This is a genomic window from Nonomuraea sp. NPDC059023 (assembly GCF_042740095.1).
In the GTDB taxonomy this organism is placed as follows: domain Bacteria; phylum Actinomycetota; class Actinomycetes; order Streptosporangiales; family Streptosporangiaceae; genus Nonomuraea.
In genome coordinates, this window is the sequence record NZ_JBHYIO010000016.1 from 86,596 (window position 1) to 105,545 (window position 18,950).

At 65.9% G+C, this 18,950-nt stretch carries 26 protein-coding genes; all 26 read left to right on the top strand.

The window, feature by feature from the left end; translation table 11 throughout:
* Positions 1-10 precede the first annotated feature (10 nt).
* The 26 genes from ACFWYW_RS26510 (at position 11) to rplO (ending at position 18,779) form a co-directional block, all read left to right on the top strand.
* Positions 11-3,886: a DNA-directed RNA polymerase subunit beta' gene (locus tag ACFWYW_RS26510; RefSeq protein ID WP_379614545.1), complete on the top strand. Its 3,876-nt coding sequence runs from the start codon at positions 11-13 to the stop codon at positions 3,884-3,886.
* 519 nt (positions 3,887-4,405) lie between these two features.
* Positions 4,406-4,780 (top strand): 30S ribosomal protein S12, encoded by a 375-nt coding sequence (gene rpsL / locus ACFWYW_RS26515; protein ID WP_020542315.1) that lies wholly within the window; start codon positions 4,406-4,408, stop codon positions 4,778-4,780.
* Between the two features lie 2 nt (positions 4,781-4,782).
* Entirely contained in the window at positions 4,783-5,253 is a 471-nt protein-coding gene (gene rpsG, locus ACFWYW_RS26520; RefSeq protein ID WP_184958080.1) for a 30S ribosomal protein S7, read from the top strand.
* Positions 5,254-5,289: 36 nt separating this feature from the next.
* Entirely contained in the window at positions 5,290-7,389 is a 2,100-nt protein-coding gene (gene fusA, locus ACFWYW_RS26525; protein ID WP_379614542.1) for an elongation factor G, read from the top strand.
* A 116-nt stretch (positions 7,390-7,505) separates the two neighbouring features.
* A complete protein-coding gene (gene tuf / locus ACFWYW_RS26530; RefSeq protein WP_379614540.1) occupies positions 7,506-8,699 on the top strand; it encodes an elongation factor Tu in 1,194 nt (397 codons plus the stop codon).
* A 267-nt stretch (positions 8,700-8,966) separates the two neighbouring features.
* Positions 8,967-9,275, top strand: a complete 309-nt coding sequence (rpsJ, locus tag ACFWYW_RS26535) for a 30S ribosomal protein S10 (RefSeq protein ID WP_012887830.1) — start codon at positions 8,967-8,969, stop codon at positions 9,273-9,275.
* A 14-nt stretch (positions 9,276-9,289) separates the two neighbouring features.
* Positions 9,290-9,943, top strand: coding sequence for a 50S ribosomal protein L3 (gene rplC, locus ACFWYW_RS26540; protein ID WP_184958077.1), 654 nt, complete (start codon positions 9,290-9,292; stop codon positions 9,941-9,943).
* On the top strand, positions 9,940-10,596 hold the full coding sequence (rplD, locus tag ACFWYW_RS26545) for a 50S ribosomal protein L4 (protein WP_379614538.1): 657 nt from the start codon (positions 9,940-9,942) through the stop codon (positions 10,594-10,596). Before rplC ends, rplD begins: the two co-directional genes overlap by 4 nt.
* Positions 10,596-10,898 carry a 50S ribosomal protein L23 gene (rplW, locus tag ACFWYW_RS26550; protein ID WP_379614536.1) on the top strand — a complete coding sequence of 101 codons (303 nt, stop codon included), beginning with the start codon at positions 10,596-10,598 and terminating at the stop codon, positions 10,896-10,898. The genes rplD and rplW overlap by 1 nt, the downstream gene beginning before the upstream one ends.
* Positions 10,899-10,988: 90 nt before the next feature.
* Positions 10,989-11,825 (top strand): 50S ribosomal protein L2, encoded by an 837-nt coding sequence (rplB, locus tag ACFWYW_RS26555; RefSeq protein WP_379570559.1) that lies wholly within the window; start codon positions 10,989-10,991, stop codon positions 11,823-11,825.
* An 11-nt stretch (positions 11,826-11,836) separates the two neighbouring features.
* Entirely contained in the window at positions 11,837-12,115 is a 279-nt protein-coding gene (gene rpsS / locus ACFWYW_RS26560) for a 30S ribosomal protein S19 (RefSeq protein ID WP_184958073.1), read from the top strand.
* Positions 12,116-12,144: 29 nt separating this feature from the next.
* Complete coding sequence (rplV, locus tag ACFWYW_RS26565) at positions 12,145-12,498, top strand: 50S ribosomal protein L22 (protein WP_379614534.1); 354 nt, start codon at positions 12,145-12,147, stop codon at positions 12,496-12,498.
* Complete coding sequence (gene rpsC / locus ACFWYW_RS26570) at positions 12,498-13,355, top strand: 30S ribosomal protein S3 (protein WP_379614532.1); 858 nt, start codon at positions 12,498-12,500, stop codon at positions 13,353-13,355. The genes rplV and rpsC overlap by 1 nt, the downstream gene beginning before the upstream one ends.
* Positions 13,356-13,357: 2 nt before the next feature.
* The gene (rplP, locus tag ACFWYW_RS26575; RefSeq protein ID WP_184958070.1) at positions 13,358-13,777 is read left to right on the top strand and encodes a 50S ribosomal protein L16; all 420 of its coding nucleotides are present in this window, start codon (positions 13,358-13,360) and stop codon (positions 13,775-13,777) included.
* Complete coding sequence (rpmC, locus tag ACFWYW_RS26580; RefSeq protein ID WP_184958069.1) at positions 13,777-14,016, top strand: 50S ribosomal protein L29; 240 nt, start codon at positions 13,777-13,779, stop codon at positions 14,014-14,016. The genes rplP and rpmC overlap by 1 nt, the downstream gene beginning before the upstream one ends.
* Positions 14,009-14,290 (top strand): 30S ribosomal protein S17, encoded by a 282-nt coding sequence (gene rpsQ, locus ACFWYW_RS26585; protein ID WP_184958068.1) that lies wholly within the window; start codon positions 14,009-14,011, stop codon positions 14,288-14,290. Before rpmC ends, rpsQ begins: the two co-directional genes overlap by 8 nt.
* A gap of 205 nt (positions 14,291-14,495) precedes the next feature.
* A complete protein-coding gene (rplN, locus tag ACFWYW_RS26590; RefSeq protein WP_043623452.1) occupies positions 14,496-14,867 on the top strand; it encodes a 50S ribosomal protein L14 in 372 nt (123 codons plus the stop codon).
* 11 nt (positions 14,868-14,878) lie between these two features.
* The gene (gene rplX, locus ACFWYW_RS26595; RefSeq protein ID WP_379614716.1) at positions 14,879-15,175 is read left to right on the top strand and encodes a 50S ribosomal protein L24; all 297 of its coding nucleotides are present in this window, start codon (positions 14,879-14,881) and stop codon (positions 15,173-15,175) included.
* Positions 15,175-15,750: a 50S ribosomal protein L5 gene (rplE, locus tag ACFWYW_RS26600; protein ID WP_184958066.1), complete on the top strand. Its 576-nt coding sequence runs from the start codon at positions 15,175-15,177 to the stop codon at positions 15,748-15,750. Before rplX ends, rplE begins: the two co-directional genes overlap by 1 nt.
* Positions 15,751-15,753: 3 nt before the next feature.
* Complete coding sequence (locus tag ACFWYW_RS26605; protein ID WP_020542298.1) at positions 15,754-15,939, top strand: type Z 30S ribosomal protein S14; 186 nt, start codon at positions 15,754-15,756, stop codon at positions 15,937-15,939.
* Positions 15,940-16,107: 168 nt separating this feature from the next.
* Positions 16,108-16,506, top strand: a complete 399-nt coding sequence (rpsH, locus tag ACFWYW_RS26610; protein ID WP_184958065.1) for a 30S ribosomal protein S8 — start codon at positions 16,108-16,110, stop codon at positions 16,504-16,506.
* A gap of 16 nt (positions 16,507-16,522) precedes the next feature.
* Positions 16,523-17,065 carry a 50S ribosomal protein L6 gene (rplF, locus tag ACFWYW_RS26615; RefSeq protein ID WP_379614528.1) on the top strand — a complete coding sequence of 181 codons (543 nt, stop codon included), beginning with the start codon at positions 16,523-16,525 and terminating at the stop codon, positions 17,063-17,065.
* A 2-nt stretch (positions 17,066-17,067) separates the two neighbouring features.
* A complete protein-coding gene (gene rplR / locus ACFWYW_RS26620; RefSeq protein WP_184958063.1) occupies positions 17,068-17,451 on the top strand; it encodes a 50S ribosomal protein L18 in 384 nt (127 codons plus the stop codon).
* 52 nt (positions 17,452-17,503) lie between these two features.
* A complete protein-coding gene (gene rpsE, locus ACFWYW_RS26625) occupies positions 17,504-18,136 on the top strand; it encodes a 30S ribosomal protein S5 (RefSeq protein ID WP_379614526.1) in 633 nt (210 codons plus the stop codon).
* A 2-nt stretch (positions 18,137-18,138) separates the two neighbouring features.
* Positions 18,139-18,321, top strand: coding sequence for a 50S ribosomal protein L30 (gene rpmD, locus ACFWYW_RS26630; protein ID WP_049572666.1), 183 nt, complete (start codon positions 18,139-18,141; stop codon positions 18,319-18,321).
* Between the two features lie 2 nt (positions 18,322-18,323).
* Positions 18,324-18,779, top strand: a complete 456-nt coding sequence (gene rplO / locus ACFWYW_RS26635; protein ID WP_184958061.1) for a 50S ribosomal protein L15 — start codon at positions 18,324-18,326, stop codon at positions 18,777-18,779.
* Positions 18,780-18,950: the final 171 nt, after the last annotated feature.

Below are 18,950 nucleotides of genomic sequence, written 5' to 3' on the forward strand. Positions count from 1 at the left end.
GAGATCGCACATGCTAGACGTCAACTTCTTCGACGAGCTCCGGATCGGGCTGGCGACGGCCGACGACATCCGCCAGTGGTCACACGGCGAGGTCAAGAAGCCGGAGACGATCAACTACCGGACGCTCAAGCCGGAAAAGGACGGACTCTTCTGCGAGAAGATCTTCGGCCCGACCCGCGACTGGGAGTGCTACTGCGGTAAGTACAAGCGCGTCCGCTTCAAGGGCATCATCTGTGAGCGCTGCGGCGTCGAGGTCACTCGCGCCAAGGTGCGTCGTGAGCGGATGGGCCACATCGAGCTGGCCGCGCCCGTCACGCACATCTGGTACTTCAAGGGCGTTCCCTCGCGTCTCGGCTACCTGCTCGACCTGGCCCCGAAGGACCTCGAGAAGGTCATCTACTTCGCGGCCTACATGATCACGCAGGTCGACGCCGAGATGCGCGACCGTGACCTGCCCTCGCTCGAGGCGAAGATCTCGGTCGAGCGGCAGCACATCGAGCAGCGTCGTGACGCCGACATCGAGACCAGGCAGAAGAAGCTCGAAGGCGACCTGGCCGAGCTTGAGGCCGCGGGCGCCAAGGGCGACCAGCGCCGCAAGGTCCGCGAGGGCGCCGAGCGCGAGATGCGCCAGCTGCGCGACCGCGCGCAGCGCGAGCTCGACCGCCTGGACGAGGTGTGGAGCCGGTTCAAGAACCTCAAGGTCCAGGACCTTGAGGGCGACGAGCTGCTCTACCGCGAGATGCGCGACCGTTTCGGCCGCTACTTCAAGGGCGGCATGGGCGCGCAGGCGATCCAGGACCGTCTGACCAGCTTCGACCTCGACGCCGAGGCCGAGAACCTGCGCGAGACGATCCGCAGCGGCAAGGGCCAGAAGAAGGCCCGCGCCCTCAAGCGGCTCAAGGTCGTCTCGGCGTTCCTCAACACCACCAACTCGCCGCGCGGGATGGTGCTCGACTGCATCCCGGTCATCCCGCCGGACCTGCGCCCGATGGTGCAGCTCGACGGTGGCCGGTTCGCGACCTCCGACCTCAACGACCTCTACCGTCGTGTGATCAACCGGAACAACCGCCTCAAGCGTCTCCTTGACCTCGGCGCCCCCGAGATCATCGTGAACAACGAGAAGCGGATGCTCCAGGAGGCCGTCGACTCGCTGTTCGACAACGGCCGCCGCGGCCGCCCGGTCACGGGCCCCGGCAACCGTCCGCTCAAGTCCCTCAGCGACATGCTGAAGGGCAAGCAGGGCCGCTTCCGCCAGAACCTGCTGGGCAAGCGTGTCGACTACTCCGGCCGTTCGGTCATCGTCGTCGGCCCGCAGCTGAAGCTGCACCAGTGCGGTCTGCCCAAGCAGATGGCGCTGGAGCTGTTCAAGCCGTTCGTGATGAAGCGCCTGGTCGACCTCAACCACGCGCAGAACATCAAGTCGGCCAAGCGGATGGTCGAGCGCGCCCGCCCGGTCGTGTGGGACGTGCTCGAAGAGGTCATCACCGAGCACCCCGTGCTGCTCAACCGCGCTCCGACGCTCCACCGCCTGGGCATCCAGGCGTTCGAGCCGCAGCTGGTCGAGGGCAAGGCCATCCAGATCCACCCGCTCGTCTGCACCGCGTTCAACGCGGACTTCGACGGCGACCAGATGGCCGTGCACCTGCCGCTGTCGGCTGAGGCCCAGGCCGAGGCACGCATCCTGATGCTCTCGACCAACAACATCCTCAAGCCGGCCGACGGCAAGCCCGTGACGATGCCCACCCAGGACATGGTCATCGGCCTCTACTGGCTGACCACGCAGAAGGAGGGCGCCCTCGGCGAGGGCCGCGTCTTCGGCTCCGTGGCCGAGGCCCAGATGGCGTTCGACCGCCGCGAGCTGGACATTCAGGCGAAGATCCAGATCCGGCTCAAGGACGTCTTCCCCGCGCGCGACTGGGTCGCGCCGGAGGGCTGGGAGCAGGGCGACCCGATCCGCCTGGAGACGACGTTCGGCCGGTGCCTGTTCAACCAGACGCTGCCGCCGAACTACCCGTTCGTCAACTTCCAGGTCGGCAAGAAGCAGCTGTCCACGATCGTGAACGAGCTGGCCGAGACCTATCCCAAGGTCGAGGTCGCGGCTTCGCTCGACGCGCTCAAGGACGCCGGCTTCCGCTGGGCGACCCGCTCCGGTGTCACGATCTCGATCGACGACGTCGTCGCGCCGCCCAACAAGGCCGAGATCATGGAGAACTACGAGCGCCGGGCCGACAAGGTCCAGCGTGAGTACGAGCGCGGCCTGATCACCGACGAGGAGCGCCGCCAGGAGCTCATCGAGATCTGGACCCACGCCACCGCGGACGTCGAGACCGACATGGTCAACGCGTTCCCGGCGACGAACCCGGTCTGGATGATGCTCAACTCCGGCGCCCGCGGTAACAAGATGCAGGTGCGTCAGATCGCCGGTATCCGCGGCCTGGTGTCCAACACCAAGGGTGAGACGATCCCGCGTCCGATCAAGGCCTCGTTCCGCGAGGGCCTGTCGGTGCTGGAGTACTTCATCTCCACCCACGGTCAGCGGAAGGGTCTGGCCGACACCGCCCTGCGTACCGCCGACTCGGGTTACCTGACCCGTCGTCTGGTGGACGTGGCGCAGGACGTCATCGTGCGCGAGATCGACTGCGGCACCGACCGCGCGGTCCCGCTGCACGTCGGCGACCGTGACGCGGCGGGCAACCTGGTCAAGGCCGACAACGCCGAGTCCAACGTGCACGGCCGCATCCTGGCCGAGGACGTCGAGGTCGACGGCAAGATCATCGCCCCGGCGGGTGTCGACATCAACGACATCCACGTGACCGACCTGGTCAACGCCGGGATCGAGACCGTGCGCACCCGCTCCGCGCTGGTGTGCGAGGCCAAGATCGGTGTCTGCGCGACCTGCTACGGCCGCTCGCTGGCCACCGGCAAGCTCGTGGACGTCGGCGAGGCGGTCGGCATCATCGCCGCCCAGTCGATCGGTGAGCCCGGTACCCAGCTGACGATGCGTACCTTCCACACCGGTGGTGTGGCCGGTGCGGACATCACCCACGGTCTGCCCCGTGTCCAGGAGCTCTTCGAGGCGCGCATCCCCAAGGGTGTCGCCCCGATCTCCGAGGCCGAGGGCCGCGCGCGGATCGACGAGACCGACAAGACCCGCAAGGTGGTCATCACCCCGGACGACGGTTCCGAGGAGATCGCCTACCCGGTGTCGATGCGGTCGCGTCTGCTCGTCTCGGAAGGCCAGCACGTCAAGGTCGGCCAGCAGCTGATCGCGGGTGCGGTCAACCCGAACGAGGTCCTGCGCATCATGGGCCCGCGCGAGGTGCAGCTGCACCTGGTCGCCGAGGTCCAGCAGGTATACCGCTCGCAGGGTGTGTCGATCCACGACAAGCACATCGAGATCATCGTCCGCCAGATGCTCAAGCGCGTGAACGTGCTGGAGTCGGGCGACACCGACCTGCTCCCCGGCGAGCTGGTCGAGCGTCCCCGCTTCGAGAACATGAACCGCGAGACCGTGGCCGAGGGCGGCCAGCCCGCCGCCGGCCGTCCGGTCCTCATGGGCATCACGAAGGCGTCGCTGGCCACCGAGTCGTGGCTGTCGGCGGCCTCCTTCCAGGAGACGACCAGGGTCCTGACGGACGCGGCGATCCACGCCAAGTCCGACTCGCTCCTGGGCCTGAAGGAGAACGTCATCATCGGTAAGCTCATCCCGGCCGGTACGGGCATGCCCCAGTACCGCAACATCCGGGTGGAGCCGACCGAGGAGGCCAAGGCCGCGATGTACACGGTCGGCGGCTACGACGGCTCCGCGGCGGACTACACGTTCGGCACCGGGTCGGGCGAGGCTGTGCCGCTGGAGGAGTACGACTTCGGCCAGTACAACCGATGAGCCGGTCGCGCTAGACGGTTAGTGGAGGCGCCCGAGATCTGCGGATCTCGGGCGCTTCCGCGTCTGTGCGAGGATCGGGCCATGCGGCCCCTGGGGCTCGCAGGGGCCCCGCTGGGAGGGCACTCACGTGCAAGGGTTGCCGGGGGCTTGCCGTACCCGCGCAGAAGGTTGGGGTAACGAGGGCAGAACAGTGGCCCGGACCGGGTAAACTTGGCGCGGAGTCTGCTACTGACCACGGCGCGAAACATATCGACGCGCAGCCGTTTTGACGTGCTGCGCGGGGCTAGGTAGTCTTGCCCTTCGTGCCCGTGTATTCATGGGCTCTCACGCGTGCGCTCGCAATGGCGCGGCGTGGCCTCCCCCTGGCGTTCTTCTACGCGGGAGTGTGGCTCTGTAAGAGCGCGACACGCCCGACCGCGTGGGTCGAAGCAGGGGAGAAAACCGCAGGTCATGACACCGGCAGTACCTGCGAAATGCACAACCTGACGTATCACCGGCTTAGGCATGAACGGAGTGGCAGTGCCCACTATTCAGCAGTTGGTCCGCAAGGGCCGGCAGGACAAGGTCTCCAAGACCAAGACTCCTGCCCTAAAGGGGAGTCCGCAGCGACGCGGCGTCTGCCAGCGCGTCTACACCACGACCCCCAAGAAGCCGAACTCGGCACTGCGCAAGGTGGCCCGTGTCCGCCTCACCAACGGCATCGAGGTCACGGCCTACATCCCGGGTGTGGGTCACAACCTGCAGGAGCACTCCATCGTGCTCGTGCGTGGCGGTCGTGTGAAGGACCTGCCGGGTGTTCGTTACAAGATCATCCGTGGCTCGCTCGACACCCAGGGTGTCCGTAACCGCAAGCAGGCCCGCAGCCGCTACGGCGCGAAGAAGGAGAAGAGCTAACTATGCCTCGCAAGGGTTCTCCTGGCCGCCGTCAGCTCATGTCTGACCCGGTTTACAGCTCGCCGCTGGTTACGGCCCTGATCAACAAGGTGCTGCTGGACGGCAAGCGCTCCATCGCGCAGTCGATCGTCTACGGCGCCCTCGAGGGCTGCAAGGACAAGACCGGCAACGACCCGGTCATCACGCTCAAGCGTGCCCTCGACAACGTCAAGCCCACTCTCGAGGTCCGCAGCCGCCGTGTCGGTGGCGCGACCTACCAGGTCCCGGTCGAGGTGCGCGCCTCGCGCAGCACCACCCTGGCCCTGCGTTGGCTGGTGCAGTACTCCCGCGCCCGCCGTGAGAAGACCATGACCGAGCGCCTCATGAACGAGCTCCTCGACGCCAGCAACGGCCTGGGGGCGAGTGTCAAGAAGCGCGAGGACACCCACAAGATGGCCGAGTCCAACAAGGCCTTCGCCCACTACCGCTGGTAACAGCGGGTTCGACGAGACGACGAGGACGCGAGAGAAGTGGCCGCAACGACCGCTCTTGACCTGGCCAAGGTCCGCAACATTGGGATCATCGCCCATATCGATGCGGGCAAGACCACGACGACCGAGCGCATCCTGTTCTACACCGGTATCAACTACAAGATCGGTGAGGTCCACGATGGCGCTGCCACCATGGACTGGATGGAGCAGGAGCAGGAGCGCGGCATCACGATCACGTCCGCCGCGACGACTGCCGAGTGGGACGGTCACACGATCAACCTGATCGACACCCCGGGCCACGTCGACTTCACCATCGAGGTTGAGCGCAACCTGCGCGTCCTCGACGGCGCGGTCACCGTGTTCGACGGTGTCGCGGGTGTCGAACCGCAGTCCGAGACGGTGTGGCGGCAGGCTGACCGCTACGGCGTTCCGCGCATCTGCTTCGTTAACAAGATGGACCGCGTCGGCGCGGAGTTCCACCGCTGCGTCGACATGATGGTCAGCCGTCTGGCGGCGACGCCGGCGGTTGTCCAGCTTCCGTGGGGCGTCGAGGCCGGCTTCAAGGGCGTCATCGACCTCATCCGGATGAAGGGCCTGCTCTGGAGCGAAGAGGCGGCCAAGGGCGAGATGTACGACGTCGTCGACATCCCGGCCGACCACGCCGAGATCGCTCGCGAGTGGCGCGACCGTCTGGTCGAGACCGTCGCCGAGAACGACGACGAGCTGATGGAGCTCTACCTCGACGCCGTCGAGCCCACCGAGGAGCAGCTGGTCGCCGCCATCCGGCGCGCGACCCTGGCCAGCGCCATCAACCCGGTCCTCACCGGCACCGCGTTCAAGAACAAGGGCGTGCAGCCCCTGCTCGACGCCATCGTCGCCTACCTCCCCGCGCCGACCGACATCCCGGCCTTCAAGGGCCACGCGGTCGGCAACGAAGAGGAGATCATCGAGCGGCACGCGGACCCCGAGGAGCCCTTCTCGGCTCTGGCCTTCAAGATCATGAGCGACCCGCACCTGGGCAAGCTCACCTACCTCCGCATCTACTCGGGTTCGCTCGAGACCGGCTCGCAGGTGCTCAACCCTGTGAAGGGCCGTAAGGAGCGGATCGGCAAGATCTACCAGATGCACGCCAACAAGCGCGAAGAGCGCCCGTCGGCGTACGCCGGTCAGATCGTCGCCGTCATGGGTCTGAAGGACACCACGACCGGTCACACGCTCTGCGACGTGAACAAGCCCGTGGTTCTGGAGTCGATGACGTTCCCGGCCCCGGTCATCCAGGTCGCGATCGAGCCCAAGACCAAGGGCGACCAGGAGAAGCTGTCCACCGCCATTCAGCGTCTGGCCGAGGAGGACCCGTCCTTCCGCGTCCAGCGTGACGAGGAGACCGGTCAGACGATCATCTCCGGCATGGGCGAGCTCCACCTGGAGATCATCGTCGACCGTATGCGCCGCGAGTTCAAGGTCGAGGCCAACGTCGGTCGTCCGCAGGTCGCCTACCGCGAGACCATCCGCCGCAAGGTGGAGAAGGTCGACTACACCCACAAGAAGCAGACCGGTGGTTCCGGTCAGTTCGCGCGGGTCATCATCAACCTCGAGCCGCTCGGCGAAGGCAACGACGGGTACGAGTTCGAGAACAAGGTCTCGGGTGGCCGCGTCCCGAGGGAGTACATCCCCTCGGTCGACGCCGGCGCCCAGGAAGCCGCCGAGTTCGGCGTGCTGGCCGGTTACCCGATGGTCGGCGTGAAGGTGACGCTGACCGACGGTGCCGCGCACGACGTCGACTCCTCGGAAATGGCCTTCAAGATCGCTGGCTCGATGGCCTTCAAGGAGGCCGCGCGCAAGGCGGACGCTGTGCTTCTCGAGCCGATGATGGCCGTCGAGGTCACCACGCCCGAGGACTACATGGGTGACGTCATCGGTGACCTCAACGGCCGCCGCGGGCAGATCCAGTCGATGGACGAGCGCTCCGGCGCCCGCGTCATCACCGCCCTGGTTCCGCTGTCCGAGATGTTCGGCTACGTGGGTGACCTTCGTAGCAAGACGCAGGGCCGCGCGAGCTACAGCATGCAGTTCGACTCCTACGCGGAGGTGCCGCCCGGCATCGCCAAGGAGATCGTCGCGAAGGCCCGGGGCGAGTAGTACAAACCCCGGAGTCCCTGGTGAGGCGGTGCGAGCCGCCTCACCGCCCAGGGGCCGGGTAACTTCCCGGGCCCGAGTGTGAAGTAAGTCAGTCAGATTCTCTAAGGAGAGAACCAGTGGCTAAGGCCAAGTTCGAGCGGACTAAGCCGCACGTGAACATCGGCACCATTGGGCACATCGACCACGGCAAGACCACTCTGACCGCGGCGATCACCCAGGTGCTGCACAAGCGCTTCCCCGAGATCAATGAGGCGACCCCGTTCGACAAGATCGACAAGGCGCCCGAGGAGAAGGCTCGCGGCATCACGATCTCGATCGCGCACGTCGAGTACCAGACCGAGAAGCGCCACTACGCTCACGTGGACTGCCCCGGTCACGCCGACTACGTGAAGAACATGATCACCGGTGCTGCCCAGATGGACGGCGCGATTCTGGTGGTCGCGGCGACCGACGGTCCGATGCCCCAGACGAAGGAGCACGTCCTCCTGGCTCGCCAGGTCGGCGTTCCCTACATCGTCGTGGCGCTCAACAAGTCCGACATGGTGGACGACGAGGAGATCCTGGAGCTCGTCGAGCTCGAGGTTCGTGAGCTCCTGTCCGCTCAGGAGTTCCCCGGCGACGACCTCCCCGTGGTCCGCGTCTCCGCGCTCAAGGCGCTGGAGGGCGACACCAAGTGGGAGGACAGCATCATCGAGCTGATGACCGCTGTCGACGAGAACGTCCCCGAGCCGGTCCGTGAGACCGACAAGCCGTTCCTGATGCCGGTCGAGGACGTTTTCTCGATCACGGGTCGCGGCACCGTCGTCACCGGTCGTATCGAGCGCGGTGTGGTCAAGGTCAACGAGACCGTCGACATCATCGGCATCAAGGAAGACAAGACCACCACCACGGTCACCGGTGTCGAGATGTTCCGCAAGCTGCTCGACGAGGGCCAGGCCGGTGACAACGTCGGTCTGCTCCTGCGTGGCATCAAGCGCGAGGACGTCGAGCGCGGTCAGTGTGTCATCAAGCCGGGCACCACGACCCCGCACACCGAGTTCGAGGCTCAGGTCTACATCCTGGGCAAGGACGAGGGCGGCCGCCACACGCCGTTCTTCAACAACTACCGCCCGCAGTTCTACTTCCGTACGACGGACGTGACCGGTGTGGTGAACCTCCCCGAGGGCACCGAGATGGTCATGCCGGGCGACAACACCGAAATGCGCGTTGAGCTGATCCAGCCCATCGCCATGGAGGACGGTCTGAAGTTCGCGATCCGTGAGGGTGGCCGCACCGTCGGCGCCGGTCGCGTGACGAAGATCCTCAAGTAGCACGATTCGCCGGGGCGGCGGTCGGCCTCATCACAGGGCCGGCCGCCGATCCGCGAAAGCTCCAGCACGGCTCCACGCAAAGCCGTGATCTCGCAGTGGCTTCGGACGACCGCAGGTTGTGACCGAAGTAACTGCCGGATCACGGAAGAAAACGGCAGATCGTATACGTCTGCTACGTGGGGTTATCGGGCGGTTTCGCCCGTATGAACAGCGGCAACAGGCCGCACGATACTTTTTCAGACGACAGCGAAGGACACCGAGGCCACTATGGCGGGACAGAAGATCCGCATCCGGCTTAAGGCCTATGACCACGAGGTCATCGATAGCTCGGCCAAGAAGATCGTCGAGACGGTGACGCGGACTGGCGCGAAGGTCGCGGGCCCGGTGCCGCTGCCGACCGAGAAGAACGTGTACTGCGTCATCCGCTCGCCGCACAAGTACAAGGACAGCCGCGAGCACTTTGAGATGCGCACGCACAAGCGGCTGATTGACATCATCGACCCCACGCCCAAGACCGTCGACTCGCTCATGCGGCTCGACCTCCCCGCGGGCGTTGACATCTCGATCAAGCTCTGAGGGAACGCACTGACATGGCTAAGACGATCAAGGGCGTCCTGGGCAAGAAGCTCGGCATGACCCAGGTCTTCGACGCGGACAACCGGATGGTTCCGGTGACCGTGGTCGAGGCCGGTCCGTGCGTGGTGACCCGCGTCCGCAGCGCTGAGAAGGACGGCTACTCCGCCATCCAGCTCGGCTTCGGGCAGGTCGACCCCCGGAAGGTCAACAAGCCGCTCGGCGACTACCTGCGTAAGCACGACATCACCCCGCGCCGTTACTTTGCGGAGATCCGCACCGACGACGCGAGCGACTACACCCTGGGCCAGGAACTGCTGGCCGACACCTTCGAGGCCGGCCAGTACGTCGACGTGACTGGCAAGTCCAAGGGCAAGGGCTTCGCCGGTGTCATGAAGCGCCACGGCTTCAAGGGCCTGGGCGCCTCGCACGGTACGCAGCGCAAGCACCGCTCGCCGGGTTCCATCGGTGGCTGCGCCACCCCGGGCCGCGTATTCAAGGGTCTTCGCATGGCTGGCCGGATGGGTAACGTCCGCACCACCGTGCAGAGCCTCAAGGTTCACGCCGTGGACGCCGAGAAGGGCCTCATCCTGATCAAGGGTGCGATCCCCGGCGCCAACGGCAGCCTGGTCCTCGTCCGTACCGCTGCCAAGAAGGGGGCTGCCAAGTGAGTACCACTATTGACGTCCTCGACGCCAGCGGCGCGAAGACCGGCACGGTTGACCTCCCCGAGAACATCTTCGGGGTCAAGGTCAACGTTCCGCTGATCCACCAGGTGGTCGTGGCCCAGCTCGCCGCTCGCCGGCAGGGCACCCACAAGGCCAAGACCCGTGGTGAGGTCCGTGGTGGCGGCAAGAAGCCTTACCGCCAGAAGGGCACCGGCCGCGCCCGTCAGGGTTCGACCCGCGCGCCCCAGTTCGCCGGCGGTGGCGTCGTCCACGGTCCGGTCCCGCGCGACTACTCGCAGCGGACCCCGAAGAAGATGAAGGCCGCCGCCCTGCGTGGCGCCCTGTCCGACCGGGCGTCCGGCAACCGCGTTCACGTGGTCAGCACGCTGGTCACGGGGGAGACCCCGAAGACCAAGGCCGCCCTGGAGGCGCTGCGTAAGATCACCCAGGCTCCGCGCGTTCTCGTCGTCGTCGACGAGGCCGACGAGCTGACCTGGATGAGCCTGCGCAACGCTCCGGAGGTCCACCTGCTGGACGCCGGGCAGCTGAACACCTACGACGTGCTCGTCCACGACGACGTGGTCTTCACGCAGGAGGCCTACGACCAGGTCGTCGCGCGGCTTTCGGTCGAGTCGAGCAAGAAGGAAGACGCCTGATGGAGAAGATCGCCGACCCGCGCGACGTCATCATCAAGCCGGTCGTCTCCGAGAAGAGCTACGGCCTGATCGATGAGCACAACAAGTACACGTTCCTGGTCCGTAAGACCGCGAACAAGACTCAGGTGAAGATTGCCGTCGAGCAGATCTTCGGGGTCAAGGTCAGCAGCGTGAACACCATCAACCGGCAGGGCAAGCGCAAGCGCACCCGCACCGGTTTCGGCAAGCGTCCCGACACCAAGCGCGCGATTGTGAGCCTGGTCGAGGGCGATCGGATCGACATCTTCGGTCAGATCGGCTAGTGCTCGCCGTACATAGCTAGAAAAGGGCGAACCGCCGCACGTTCGTGCGGCGGGCTCTCCCATGTAACCGACAAAGGATGAACGAAAAAGATGGGCATCCGTAAGTACAAGCCGACGACCCCGGGTCGCCGCGGCTCGAGTGTCTCGGACTTCTCCGAGATCACCCGCAGCACGCCCGAGAAGTCGCTGCTTGCGCCCCTTCACAGCAAGGGCGGCCGCAACGTACACGGCCGGGTCACCGCTCGCCACCAAGGCGGCGGTCACAAGCGCGCCTACAGGATTATCGACTTCCGCAGGCATGACAAGGACGGCATTCCGGCCAAGGTCGCTCACATCGAGTACGACCCCAACCGGACCGCCAACATCGCTCTGCTGCACTACGCCGATGGTGAGAAGCGCTACATCATCGCTCCCACCGGCCTCAAGCAGGGCGACCGGATCGAGAACGGCCCTTCGGCCGACATCAAGCCGGGCAACTGCCTGCCGCTGCGCAACATCCCGACCGGTACCTTCATCCACGCGGTGGAGCTCCGTCCGGGCGGTGGCGCCAAGCTGGGTCGTTCCGCCGGTGCGCAGATCCAGCTGCTCGCCAAGGAGGGCCAGTACGCCACGCTGCGTATGCCTTCCGGCGAAATGCGCATGGTCGACGTGCGTTGCCGCGCGACTGTCGGTCAGGTGGGCAACGCCGAGCAGGCCAACATCAACTGGGGCAAGGCCGGACGTATGCGGTGGAAGGGCAAGCGCCCGACCGTCCGCGGTGTCGCGATGAACCCCGTCGACCACCCCCACGGTGGTGGTGAGGGTAAGACCTCCGGTGGTCGCCACCCGGTCAACCCCAAGGGCAAGCCCGAGGGCCGTACCCGTCAGGCGAACAAGGCCAGTGACAGGCTGATCATCCGCCGTCGGTCCAAGAGGAAGAAGCGGTAGGAGCAGCCACAATGCCACGTAGCCTTAAGAAGGGCCCCTTCGTGGACGACCACCTTCAGAAGAAGGTCGAAGTCCAGAACGAAAAGGGTTCCAAGAACGTCATCAAGACGTGGTCGCGCCGGTCGATGATCGTGCCCGACATGCTCGGTCACACGATCGCCGTGCACGACGGCCGCAAGCACGTCCCGGTGTTCGTCACCGAGTCGATGATCGGCCACAAGCTCGGCGAGTTCGCGCCTACGCGGACGTTCCGCAGCCACGTCAAGGAAGACCGCCGCAGCCGGCGATAAACAGCCTTCAGAAGTAAGAGGAGTAAGCGATGGAAGCCAGGGCTCAGGCGCGGTTCGTCCGTGTCACGCCCCTCAAGGCCCGCCGCGTGGTGGACCTTATTCGCGGGCTGCCCGCTTCGGAGGCGCAGGCCGTGCTGCAGTTCGCTCCCCAGGCGGCGAGCGAGCCGATCTACAAGGTGCTCTCGAGCGCGATGGCGAACGCGGAGCACAACTTCAAGCTCGACCCCGAGTCGCTCGTCGTGAGCCGTGCGTGGGTCGACGAGGGCCCGACGCTGAAGCGGTTCCGTCCGCGTGCCCAGGGTCGCGCCTATCGGATCAACAAGCGGACGAGCCACATCACCGTGATCGTGGAGTCCCGCGAGCCGAAGGGAAGGACCCGATAGTGGGCCAGAAGGTTAACCCGCACGGGTTCCGCCTCGGCATCACGACCGACTTCAAGAGCCGGTGGTACGCCGACAAGCTGTACAAGTCATACGTCGCCGAGGACGTGTCGATCCGCCGCATGCTGCAGAAGGGCATGGAGCGGGCCGGCATCTCCAAGGTCGAGATCGAGCGCACGACGGACCGCGTACAGGTGGACATCCACACCGCGCGTCCCGGCATCGTCATCGGCCGCCGCGGCGCCGAGGCGGACCGCATCCGTGGTGACCTGGAGAAGCTGACCAAGAAGCAGGTTCAGCTCAACATTCTCGAGGTCAAGAACCCGGAGATCGACGCTCAGCTGGTGGCTCAGGCCGTCGCCGAGCAGCTGTCCAGCCGTGTCTCGTTCCGCCGCGCCATGCGCAAGGCGATGCAGTCGGCCATGAAGTCCGGCGCCAAGGGCATCCGTGTCCAGTGCTCCGGTCGTCTGGGCGGCGCCGAGATGTCCCGGTCGGAGTTCTACCGCGAGGGTCGCGTGCCGCTGCACACCCTGCGCGCGGACATCGACTACGGCTTCTACGAGGCCCGCACGACCTTCGGCCGTATCGGCGTGAAGGTCTGGATCTACAAGGGCGAGGCTCCGACCAGCCGCGCCGAGCGTGAGGCGGCTGCCGCCGGTGCTCGCGCCGGCCAGCGTCGTGAGCGCGACGACCGTCGTGGTGGCGGCGGCGACCGTCCGCGTCGTGGTGGTGGCGCCGGTGGCGCTCGCCGCGGTGGCGGTGGCGGTGGCCGTGGCGACCGCGCCCCCCGCACCGAGGCGGCCGCACAGGCTGCCCCCGAGACCGGCCCGGCTGCGCAGCCGGGTGCTGAAGGGAGCTGACCATGCTGATCCCGCGCAGGGTCAAGCACCGCAAGCAGCACCGGCCCGACCGCAGTGGCGCCGCCAAGGGTGGCACCAGGGTCACGTTCGGCGAGTTCGGCATTCAGGCGATTGAGCACTCCTACGTGACCAACCGCCAGATCGAGTCCGCGCGTATCGCGATGACCCGCCACATCAAGCGTGGTGGCAAGGTGTGGATCAACATCTACCCCGACCGTCCCCTCACCAAGAAGCCCGCCGAGACCCGCATGGGTTCCGGTAAGGGTTCGCCGGAGTGGTGGATCGCCAACGTCAAGCCCGGACGCGTGATGTTCGAGCTGTCGGGTGTCGCGGAGCCGGTGGCTCGCGAAGCGCTCAAGCGCGCGATCCACAAGCTCCCGATGAAGTGCAAGATCGTCAAGCGTGAAGTGGGTGAGGCGTGATGGCCAAGAGCCTGACCGCCGGCGAGCTGCGGGTGGAGGACCAGGACACCCTGGTCCAGAAGCTCAAGGAAGCCAAGGAGGAGCTGTTCAACCTTCGCTTCCAGTCAGCGACCGGTCAGTTGGAGAGCCACGGGCGGCTGCGTGCCGTTCGCCGCGAGATCGCCCGCATCTACACCGTGATGCGCGAGCGCGAGCTCGGCATTGTCACGGTGGTTGAGAAGGAGTCGAGCGATGGCTGAGACCGAGACCACTGAGACGACGCAGCGGACCTTCCGCAAGGTCCGCGAGGGCCTGGTCGTCAGCGACAAGATGGACAAGACCGTCGTCGTCGCTGTCGAGGACCGCGTCAAGCACCGTCTGTACGGCAAGGTCATCCGCCGTACGACCAAGTACAAGGCACACGACGAGGCCAACGCCTGTGGCGTCGGCGACCGCGTGCTGCTCATGGAGACCCGCCCGCTCTCCGCTACCAAGCGGTGGCGCGTGGTGGAGATCCTCGAGAAGGCCAAGTAAGGCCCGCTCGGATATATGCGCGCCTCGTGGGGGCTGTCTCGACAGCCCCCATGACGGCGTCCAAGGACGTGGCCGTCGTACGGCTGCCGCGTCGCCTGCGGTGCGGCCTCTCTCCTGGAGAGGGGCTGTGGCCGGGGGAACAAGACAACGACAGGTTCCGCCAGGCTCGGCTCGCTGAGAACCGGCGCGACTAACAGGAGTAACAGTGATCCAGCAGGAGTCGCGACTCAAGGTCGCCGACAACACGGGTGCCAAGGAGATTCTCTGCATCCGTGTTCTCGGTGGCTCGGGTCGACGCTACGCGGGTATCGGCGACGTGATCGTCGCCACGGTTAAGGACGCCCTCCCCGGCAGCACGGGCGTCAAGAAGGGTGACGTGGTCAAGGCCGTCGTCGTCCGCACGGTCAAGGAGCGCCGCCGGCCTGACGGCTCCTACATCCGCTTCGACGAGAACGCCGCCGTCATCATCAAGGACAGCGGTGACCCTCGTGGCACTCGTATCTTCGGCCCGGTCGGCCGCGAGCTGCGCGACAAGAAGTTCATGCGCATCATCTCGCTCGCTCCGGAGGTGTTGTAATGCCGAAGTTCCTGCACGTGAAGAAGGGTGACCTGGTTCAGGTCATCGCCGGCAAGGACAAGGGTGCCAAGGGCCGGGTCATCGCCTCCCTCCCGCACGAGGACCGTGTGGTGGTCGAGGGCGTCAACCTGATCAAGAAGCACTCGAAGGAGACCAACCAGGGTCCGCGTGGCGCCAAGCAGGGCGGCGTGCAGACCATGGAGGCCCCCATCCACGTGAGCAACGTGAAGAAGCTCAAGGACGACAAGCCCGCGGAGAAGAAGGCCGACGAGAAGAAGGCCGACGCTTCGGAGGGTGAGGACAGCTGATGACTGCCACGACCACCGAGACCGAGCGTCCGACGCCGCGCCTCAAGACGAAGTACCGCGAGGAGATCATCGCGAAGCTTCGTGAGGAGTTCGGCTTCGAGAACGTCATGCTGGTGCCCGGCCTGACCAAGATCAAGGTCAACATGGGTGTCGGCGAGGCCGCTCGCGACTCCAAGCTGATCGAGGGCGCTGTCCGCGACCTCACGGTGATCACCGGCCAGAAGCCGGCCGTCGTCCGCGCCCGCAAGTCCATCGCGCAGTTCAAGCTGCGTGAGGGCATGCCGATCGGCGCGCACGTGACCCTTCGCGGCGACCGGATGTGGGAGTTCCTCGACAGGCTGCTGTCGCTGGCGCTGCCCCGTATCCGTGACTTCCGCGGTCTGTCGCCGAAGCAGTTCGACGGCAACGGCAACTACACCTTCGGTCTGACCGAGCAGGTTATGTTCCACGAGGTCGACCAGGACAAGGTCGACCGCCCGCGGGGCATGGACATCACGGTCGTGACCACCGCGAAGAACGACGACGAGGGCCGGGCGCTGCTGAAGCTCCTCGGCTTCCCTTTCAAGGAGGCCTAAACGATGGCGAAGAAGTCGCTGATCGCCAAGGCGGGGCGTAAGCAGAAGTTCGAGGTCCGGGCCTACACCCGTTGCTCTCGCTGTGGCCGTCCCCGCGCCGTCTACAGGAAGTTCGGCCTGTGCCGTGTCTGCTTCCGTGAGATGGCGCACCGGGGCGAGCTGCCCGGCATCACCAAGTCCAGCTGGTAGGTACTCTAAGGGGCGGCCGTTCTCCGGCCGTCCCTGGAGTGCGCCAGCCGTACTTTCCAGATATATCCAAACTGGGTGCTCCGTCGGAGCGCCCGTGACCACGCCGAAGGTCCACCGGTAGAGCTCTGCTTCACCGACTGGAAACCGCGGCGAGGAAGGCCGTTGGCCATGACGATGACCGACCCGATCGCAGACATGTTGACGCGTCTGCGCAATGCGAATTCGGCATATCACGACAGCGTGACCATGCCGTATTCCAAGATCAAGGCGCACATCGCCGAGATCCTCCAGCAGGAGGGTTACATCCAGGCCTGGACCGTTGAGGACGCCAAGGTCGGGAAGAACCTCGTGGTGGAGCTCAAGTTCGGGCCGAGCCGTGAGCGTTCGCTCGCGGGGCTGCGCCGGGTTTCCAAGCCCGGGCTGCGTGTATATGCGAAGAAGGACAACCTGCCTCGAGTTCTGGGCGGGCTGGGCGTCGCGATCATTTCGACGTCTGGCGGGCTCATGACCGACAAGCAGGCCGGCAAGCGTGGCGTGGGCGGCGAAGTCCTCGCCTACGTCTGGTAGAGGGGAGGAACACAGCATGTCGCGAATCGGACGGCTGCCCATCCCTGTGCCCAGTGGCGTAGACATCACGATCACCGGCCAGGACGTCCAGGTCAAGGGCCCGAAGGGCACGCTTTCTCACACGGTGGCCGAGCCCATTTCGGTGGCTCGCGCCGAAGACGGGACCATCGCGGTCTCCCGTCCCAATGACGAGAACAAGGTCCGTGCGCTGCACGGCCTGTCTCGCACGCTCATCGCCAACATGGTGCAGGGTGTCACTCAGGGCTACTCCAAGAGCCTTGAGATCGTCGGTGTCGGTTACCGCGTTCAGGCCAAGGGCCCGTCGCAGCTCGAGTTCGCGCTCGGCTTCAGCCACCCGGTGATCGTTGACGCTCCCGAGGGTGTCACCTTCCGCGTCGAGAAGCCGACGCTGTTCCACGTGGACGGCATCGACAAGCAGAAGGTCGGCGAGGTCGCCGCGAACATCCGCAAGCTGCGCAAGCCTGACCCCTACAAGGGCAAGGGTGTGCGGTACCAAGGCGAGCAGATCCGCCGCAAGGTCGGAAAGGCTGGTAAGTAGGCATGGCTGGCAAGACTGCGTACAGCAAGCACACGGCTGCCCGCACCGTCTCGCGGGCCCGCCGTCACGGCCGCGTCCGCAAGAAGGTCGTCGGTACGGCGGAGCGTCCGCGCCTCGTCGTCAACCGCTCGACCCGGCACCTGTTCGTCCAGATCGTGGACGACTCCAAGGGTCACACGCTGGTCAGCGCCTCGACCATGGACGCCACGCTGCGTTCGGCCGAGGGCGACAAGACCGCGAAGGCCAAGAAGGTCGGCGAGCTCCTCGCTCAGCGGGCCAAGGATGCCGGTATCACCGCTGTCGTGTTCGACCGTGGTGGTAACCGCTACGCGGGCCGTATCGCCGCTCTGGCGGACAGCGCCCGTGAAGGCGGGCTCGAGTTCTGATGAGGAACCGAGGATCGCAACTGATGGCAACAGCTGAGAAGAGGAACCACTGATGGCTGCAGCTCCGCGTCGCGGTGGCGGCACCGGTGGCGAGCGGCGGGACCGTCGCGACGACCGCCGCGGTGGCGCCGCCGACAAGGGCGTTTCGTACATCGAGCGCGTAGTGAAGATCAACCGAGTGGCCAAGGTCGTGAAGGGTGGTCGTCGCTTCAGCTTCACCGCCCTGGTAGTCGTCGGTGACGGCAACGGCCTGGTCGGCGTCGGCTACGGCAAGGCCAAGGAAGTCCCCGCGGCCATCGCCAAGGGTGTCGAAGAGGCGAAGAAGCACTTCTTCCGCGTTCCTCGCATCCAGGGCACCATTCCGCACACCGTGCAGGGCGAGGAGGCGGCCGGCGTCGTCTTCCTGCGTCCGGCCTCGGCCGGTACCGGCGTCATCGCCGGTGGCCCGGTGCGCGCGGTCCTGGAGTGCGCGGGCATCCACGACGTGCTGTCCAAGTCGCTCGGCTCGGACAACCCGATCAACATCGTGCACGCCACGGTCGCGGCGCTGCGGGGTCTGTCGACTCCCGAGGCGATCGCGGCCCGTCGTGGCCTGCCGATCGAGGACGTCGCTCCCAAGGCGATGCTCAAGGCGCGCGCCGAGGGTATTGCCGAGGCTGCCGCGGCGGCTAAGGCGGTGAGCTAGTCATGGCACGCCTGAAGATCACTCAGGTTCGCTCGAAGATCGGTGGCAAGCAGAACCAGCGTGACTCGCTGCGTTCGCTTGGCCTGAAGCGAATCGGCGACGTCGTCGTCAAGGAGGACCGTCCCGAGATCCGTGGGATGGTCTCCGTGGTGACGCACCTCGTCGTGGTGGAAGAGGTCGACTAGTCATGACTGACAAGGCTCCGCTCAAGATTCATGACCTGCGTCCTGCTCCTGGATCCAACAAGTCGAAGGTCCGCAAGGGCCGCGGCGAGGCGTCCAAGGGCAAGACCGCGGGTCGCGGCACCAAGGGCTCGCGGGCCCGCACGACGGTTCCCCTCGGTTTCGAGGGTGGCCAGGTGCCGCTGCAGCGCCGTCTGCCGAAGCTGAAGGGCTTCTCCAACGCGCTGTTCAAGACGACGTACCAGGTTGTCAACCTGGACAAGCTCGGCGAGCTGTTCCCCGACGGTGGCGAGGTCACCGTCGAGACGCTGGTCGCCAAGGGCGCCGTCCGCAAGAACCAGCCGGTGAAGGTCCTCGGCACCGGTGAGATCTCCGTCGCGGTGAACGTGCAGGCTCACGCCTTCTCGGGTTCCGCGAAGGAGAAGATCACCGCTGCTGGTGGGTCCGTTACCGAGCTGTAAGACCGCTATGACGAGGCGTGGGGGCCCTGACCATGGGCCCTCACGCCCGTAGTGCGTTAGAGTTCGCGAGACGGCAGGCATCTGTCCGGCTCGAATTGACTTGACACTTCAAATGGCAGATCCCCGCACCATCGCATACTCACACCGCCACCATGGCGCGCAGGAGGGACC

What these genes read in the sequence shown, in the direction of transcription:
- rplV (WP_379614534.1), top strand. Translation starts at nt 12,145, where the DNA reads ATGGAAGCCAGGGCTCAGGCGCGGTTCGTCCGTGTCACGCCCCTCAAG.
- rpsG (WP_184958080.1), top strand. Translation starts at nt 4,783, where the DNA reads ATGCCTCGCAAGGGTTCTCCTGGCCGCCGTCAGCTCATGTCTGACCCG.
- ACFWYW_RS26510 (WP_379614545.1), top strand. Translation starts at nt 11, where the DNA reads ATGCTAGACGTCAACTTCTTCGACGAGCTCCGGATCGGGCTGGCGACG.
- rpmC (WP_184958069.1), top strand. Translation starts at nt 13,777, where the DNA reads ATGGCCAAGAGCCTGACCGCCGGCGAGCTGCGGGTGGAGGACCAGGAC.
- rplE (WP_184958066.1), top strand. Translation starts at nt 15,175, where the DNA reads ATGACTGCCACGACCACCGAGACCGAGCGTCCGACGCCGCGCCTCAAG.
- rplB (WP_379570559.1), top strand. Translation starts at nt 10,989, where the DNA reads ATGGGCATCCGTAAGTACAAGCCGACGACCCCGGGTCGCCGCGGCTCG.
- rplC (WP_184958077.1), top strand. Translation starts at nt 9,290, where the DNA reads ATGGCTAAGACGATCAAGGGCGTCCTGGGCAAGAAGCTCGGCATGACC.
- rpsQ (WP_184958068.1), top strand. Translation starts at nt 14,009, where the DNA reads ATGGCTGAGACCGAGACCACTGAGACGACGCAGCGGACCTTCCGCAAG.
- rpsE (WP_379614526.1), top strand. Translation starts at nt 17,504, where the DNA reads ATGGCTGCAGCTCCGCGTCGCGGTGGCGGCACCGGTGGCGAGCGGCGG.
- rpmD (WP_049572666.1), top strand. Translation starts at nt 18,139, where the DNA reads ATGGCACGCCTGAAGATCACTCAGGTTCGCTCGAAGATCGGTGGCAAG.
- rplO (WP_184958061.1), top strand. Translation starts at nt 18,324, where the DNA reads ATGACTGACAAGGCTCCGCTCAAGATTCATGACCTGCGTCCTGCTCCT.
- rpsH (WP_184958065.1), top strand. Translation starts at nt 16,108, where the DNA reads ATGACGATGACCGACCCGATCGCAGACATGTTGACGCGTCTGCGCAAT.
- rpsS (WP_184958073.1), top strand. Translation starts at nt 11,837, where the DNA reads ATGCCACGTAGCCTTAAGAAGGGCCCCTTCGTGGACGACCACCTTCAG.
- rplP (WP_184958070.1), top strand. Translation starts at nt 13,358, where the DNA reads ATGCTGATCCCGCGCAGGGTCAAGCACCGCAAGCAGCACCGGCCCGAC.
- rpsJ (WP_012887830.1), top strand. Translation starts at nt 8,967, where the DNA reads ATGGCGGGACAGAAGATCCGCATCCGGCTTAAGGCCTATGACCACGAG.
- rplR (WP_184958063.1), top strand. Translation starts at nt 17,068, where the DNA reads ATGGCTGGCAAGACTGCGTACAGCAAGCACACGGCTGCCCGCACCGTC.
- rplF (WP_379614528.1), top strand. Translation starts at nt 16,523, where the DNA reads ATGTCGCGAATCGGACGGCTGCCCATCCCTGTGCCCAGTGGCGTAGAC.
- rplW (WP_379614536.1), top strand. Translation starts at nt 10,596, where the DNA reads ATGGAGAAGATCGCCGACCCGCGCGACGTCATCATCAAGCCGGTCGTC.
- ACFWYW_RS26605 (WP_020542298.1), top strand. Translation starts at nt 15,754, where the DNA reads ATGGCGAAGAAGTCGCTGATCGCCAAGGCGGGGCGTAAGCAGAAGTTC.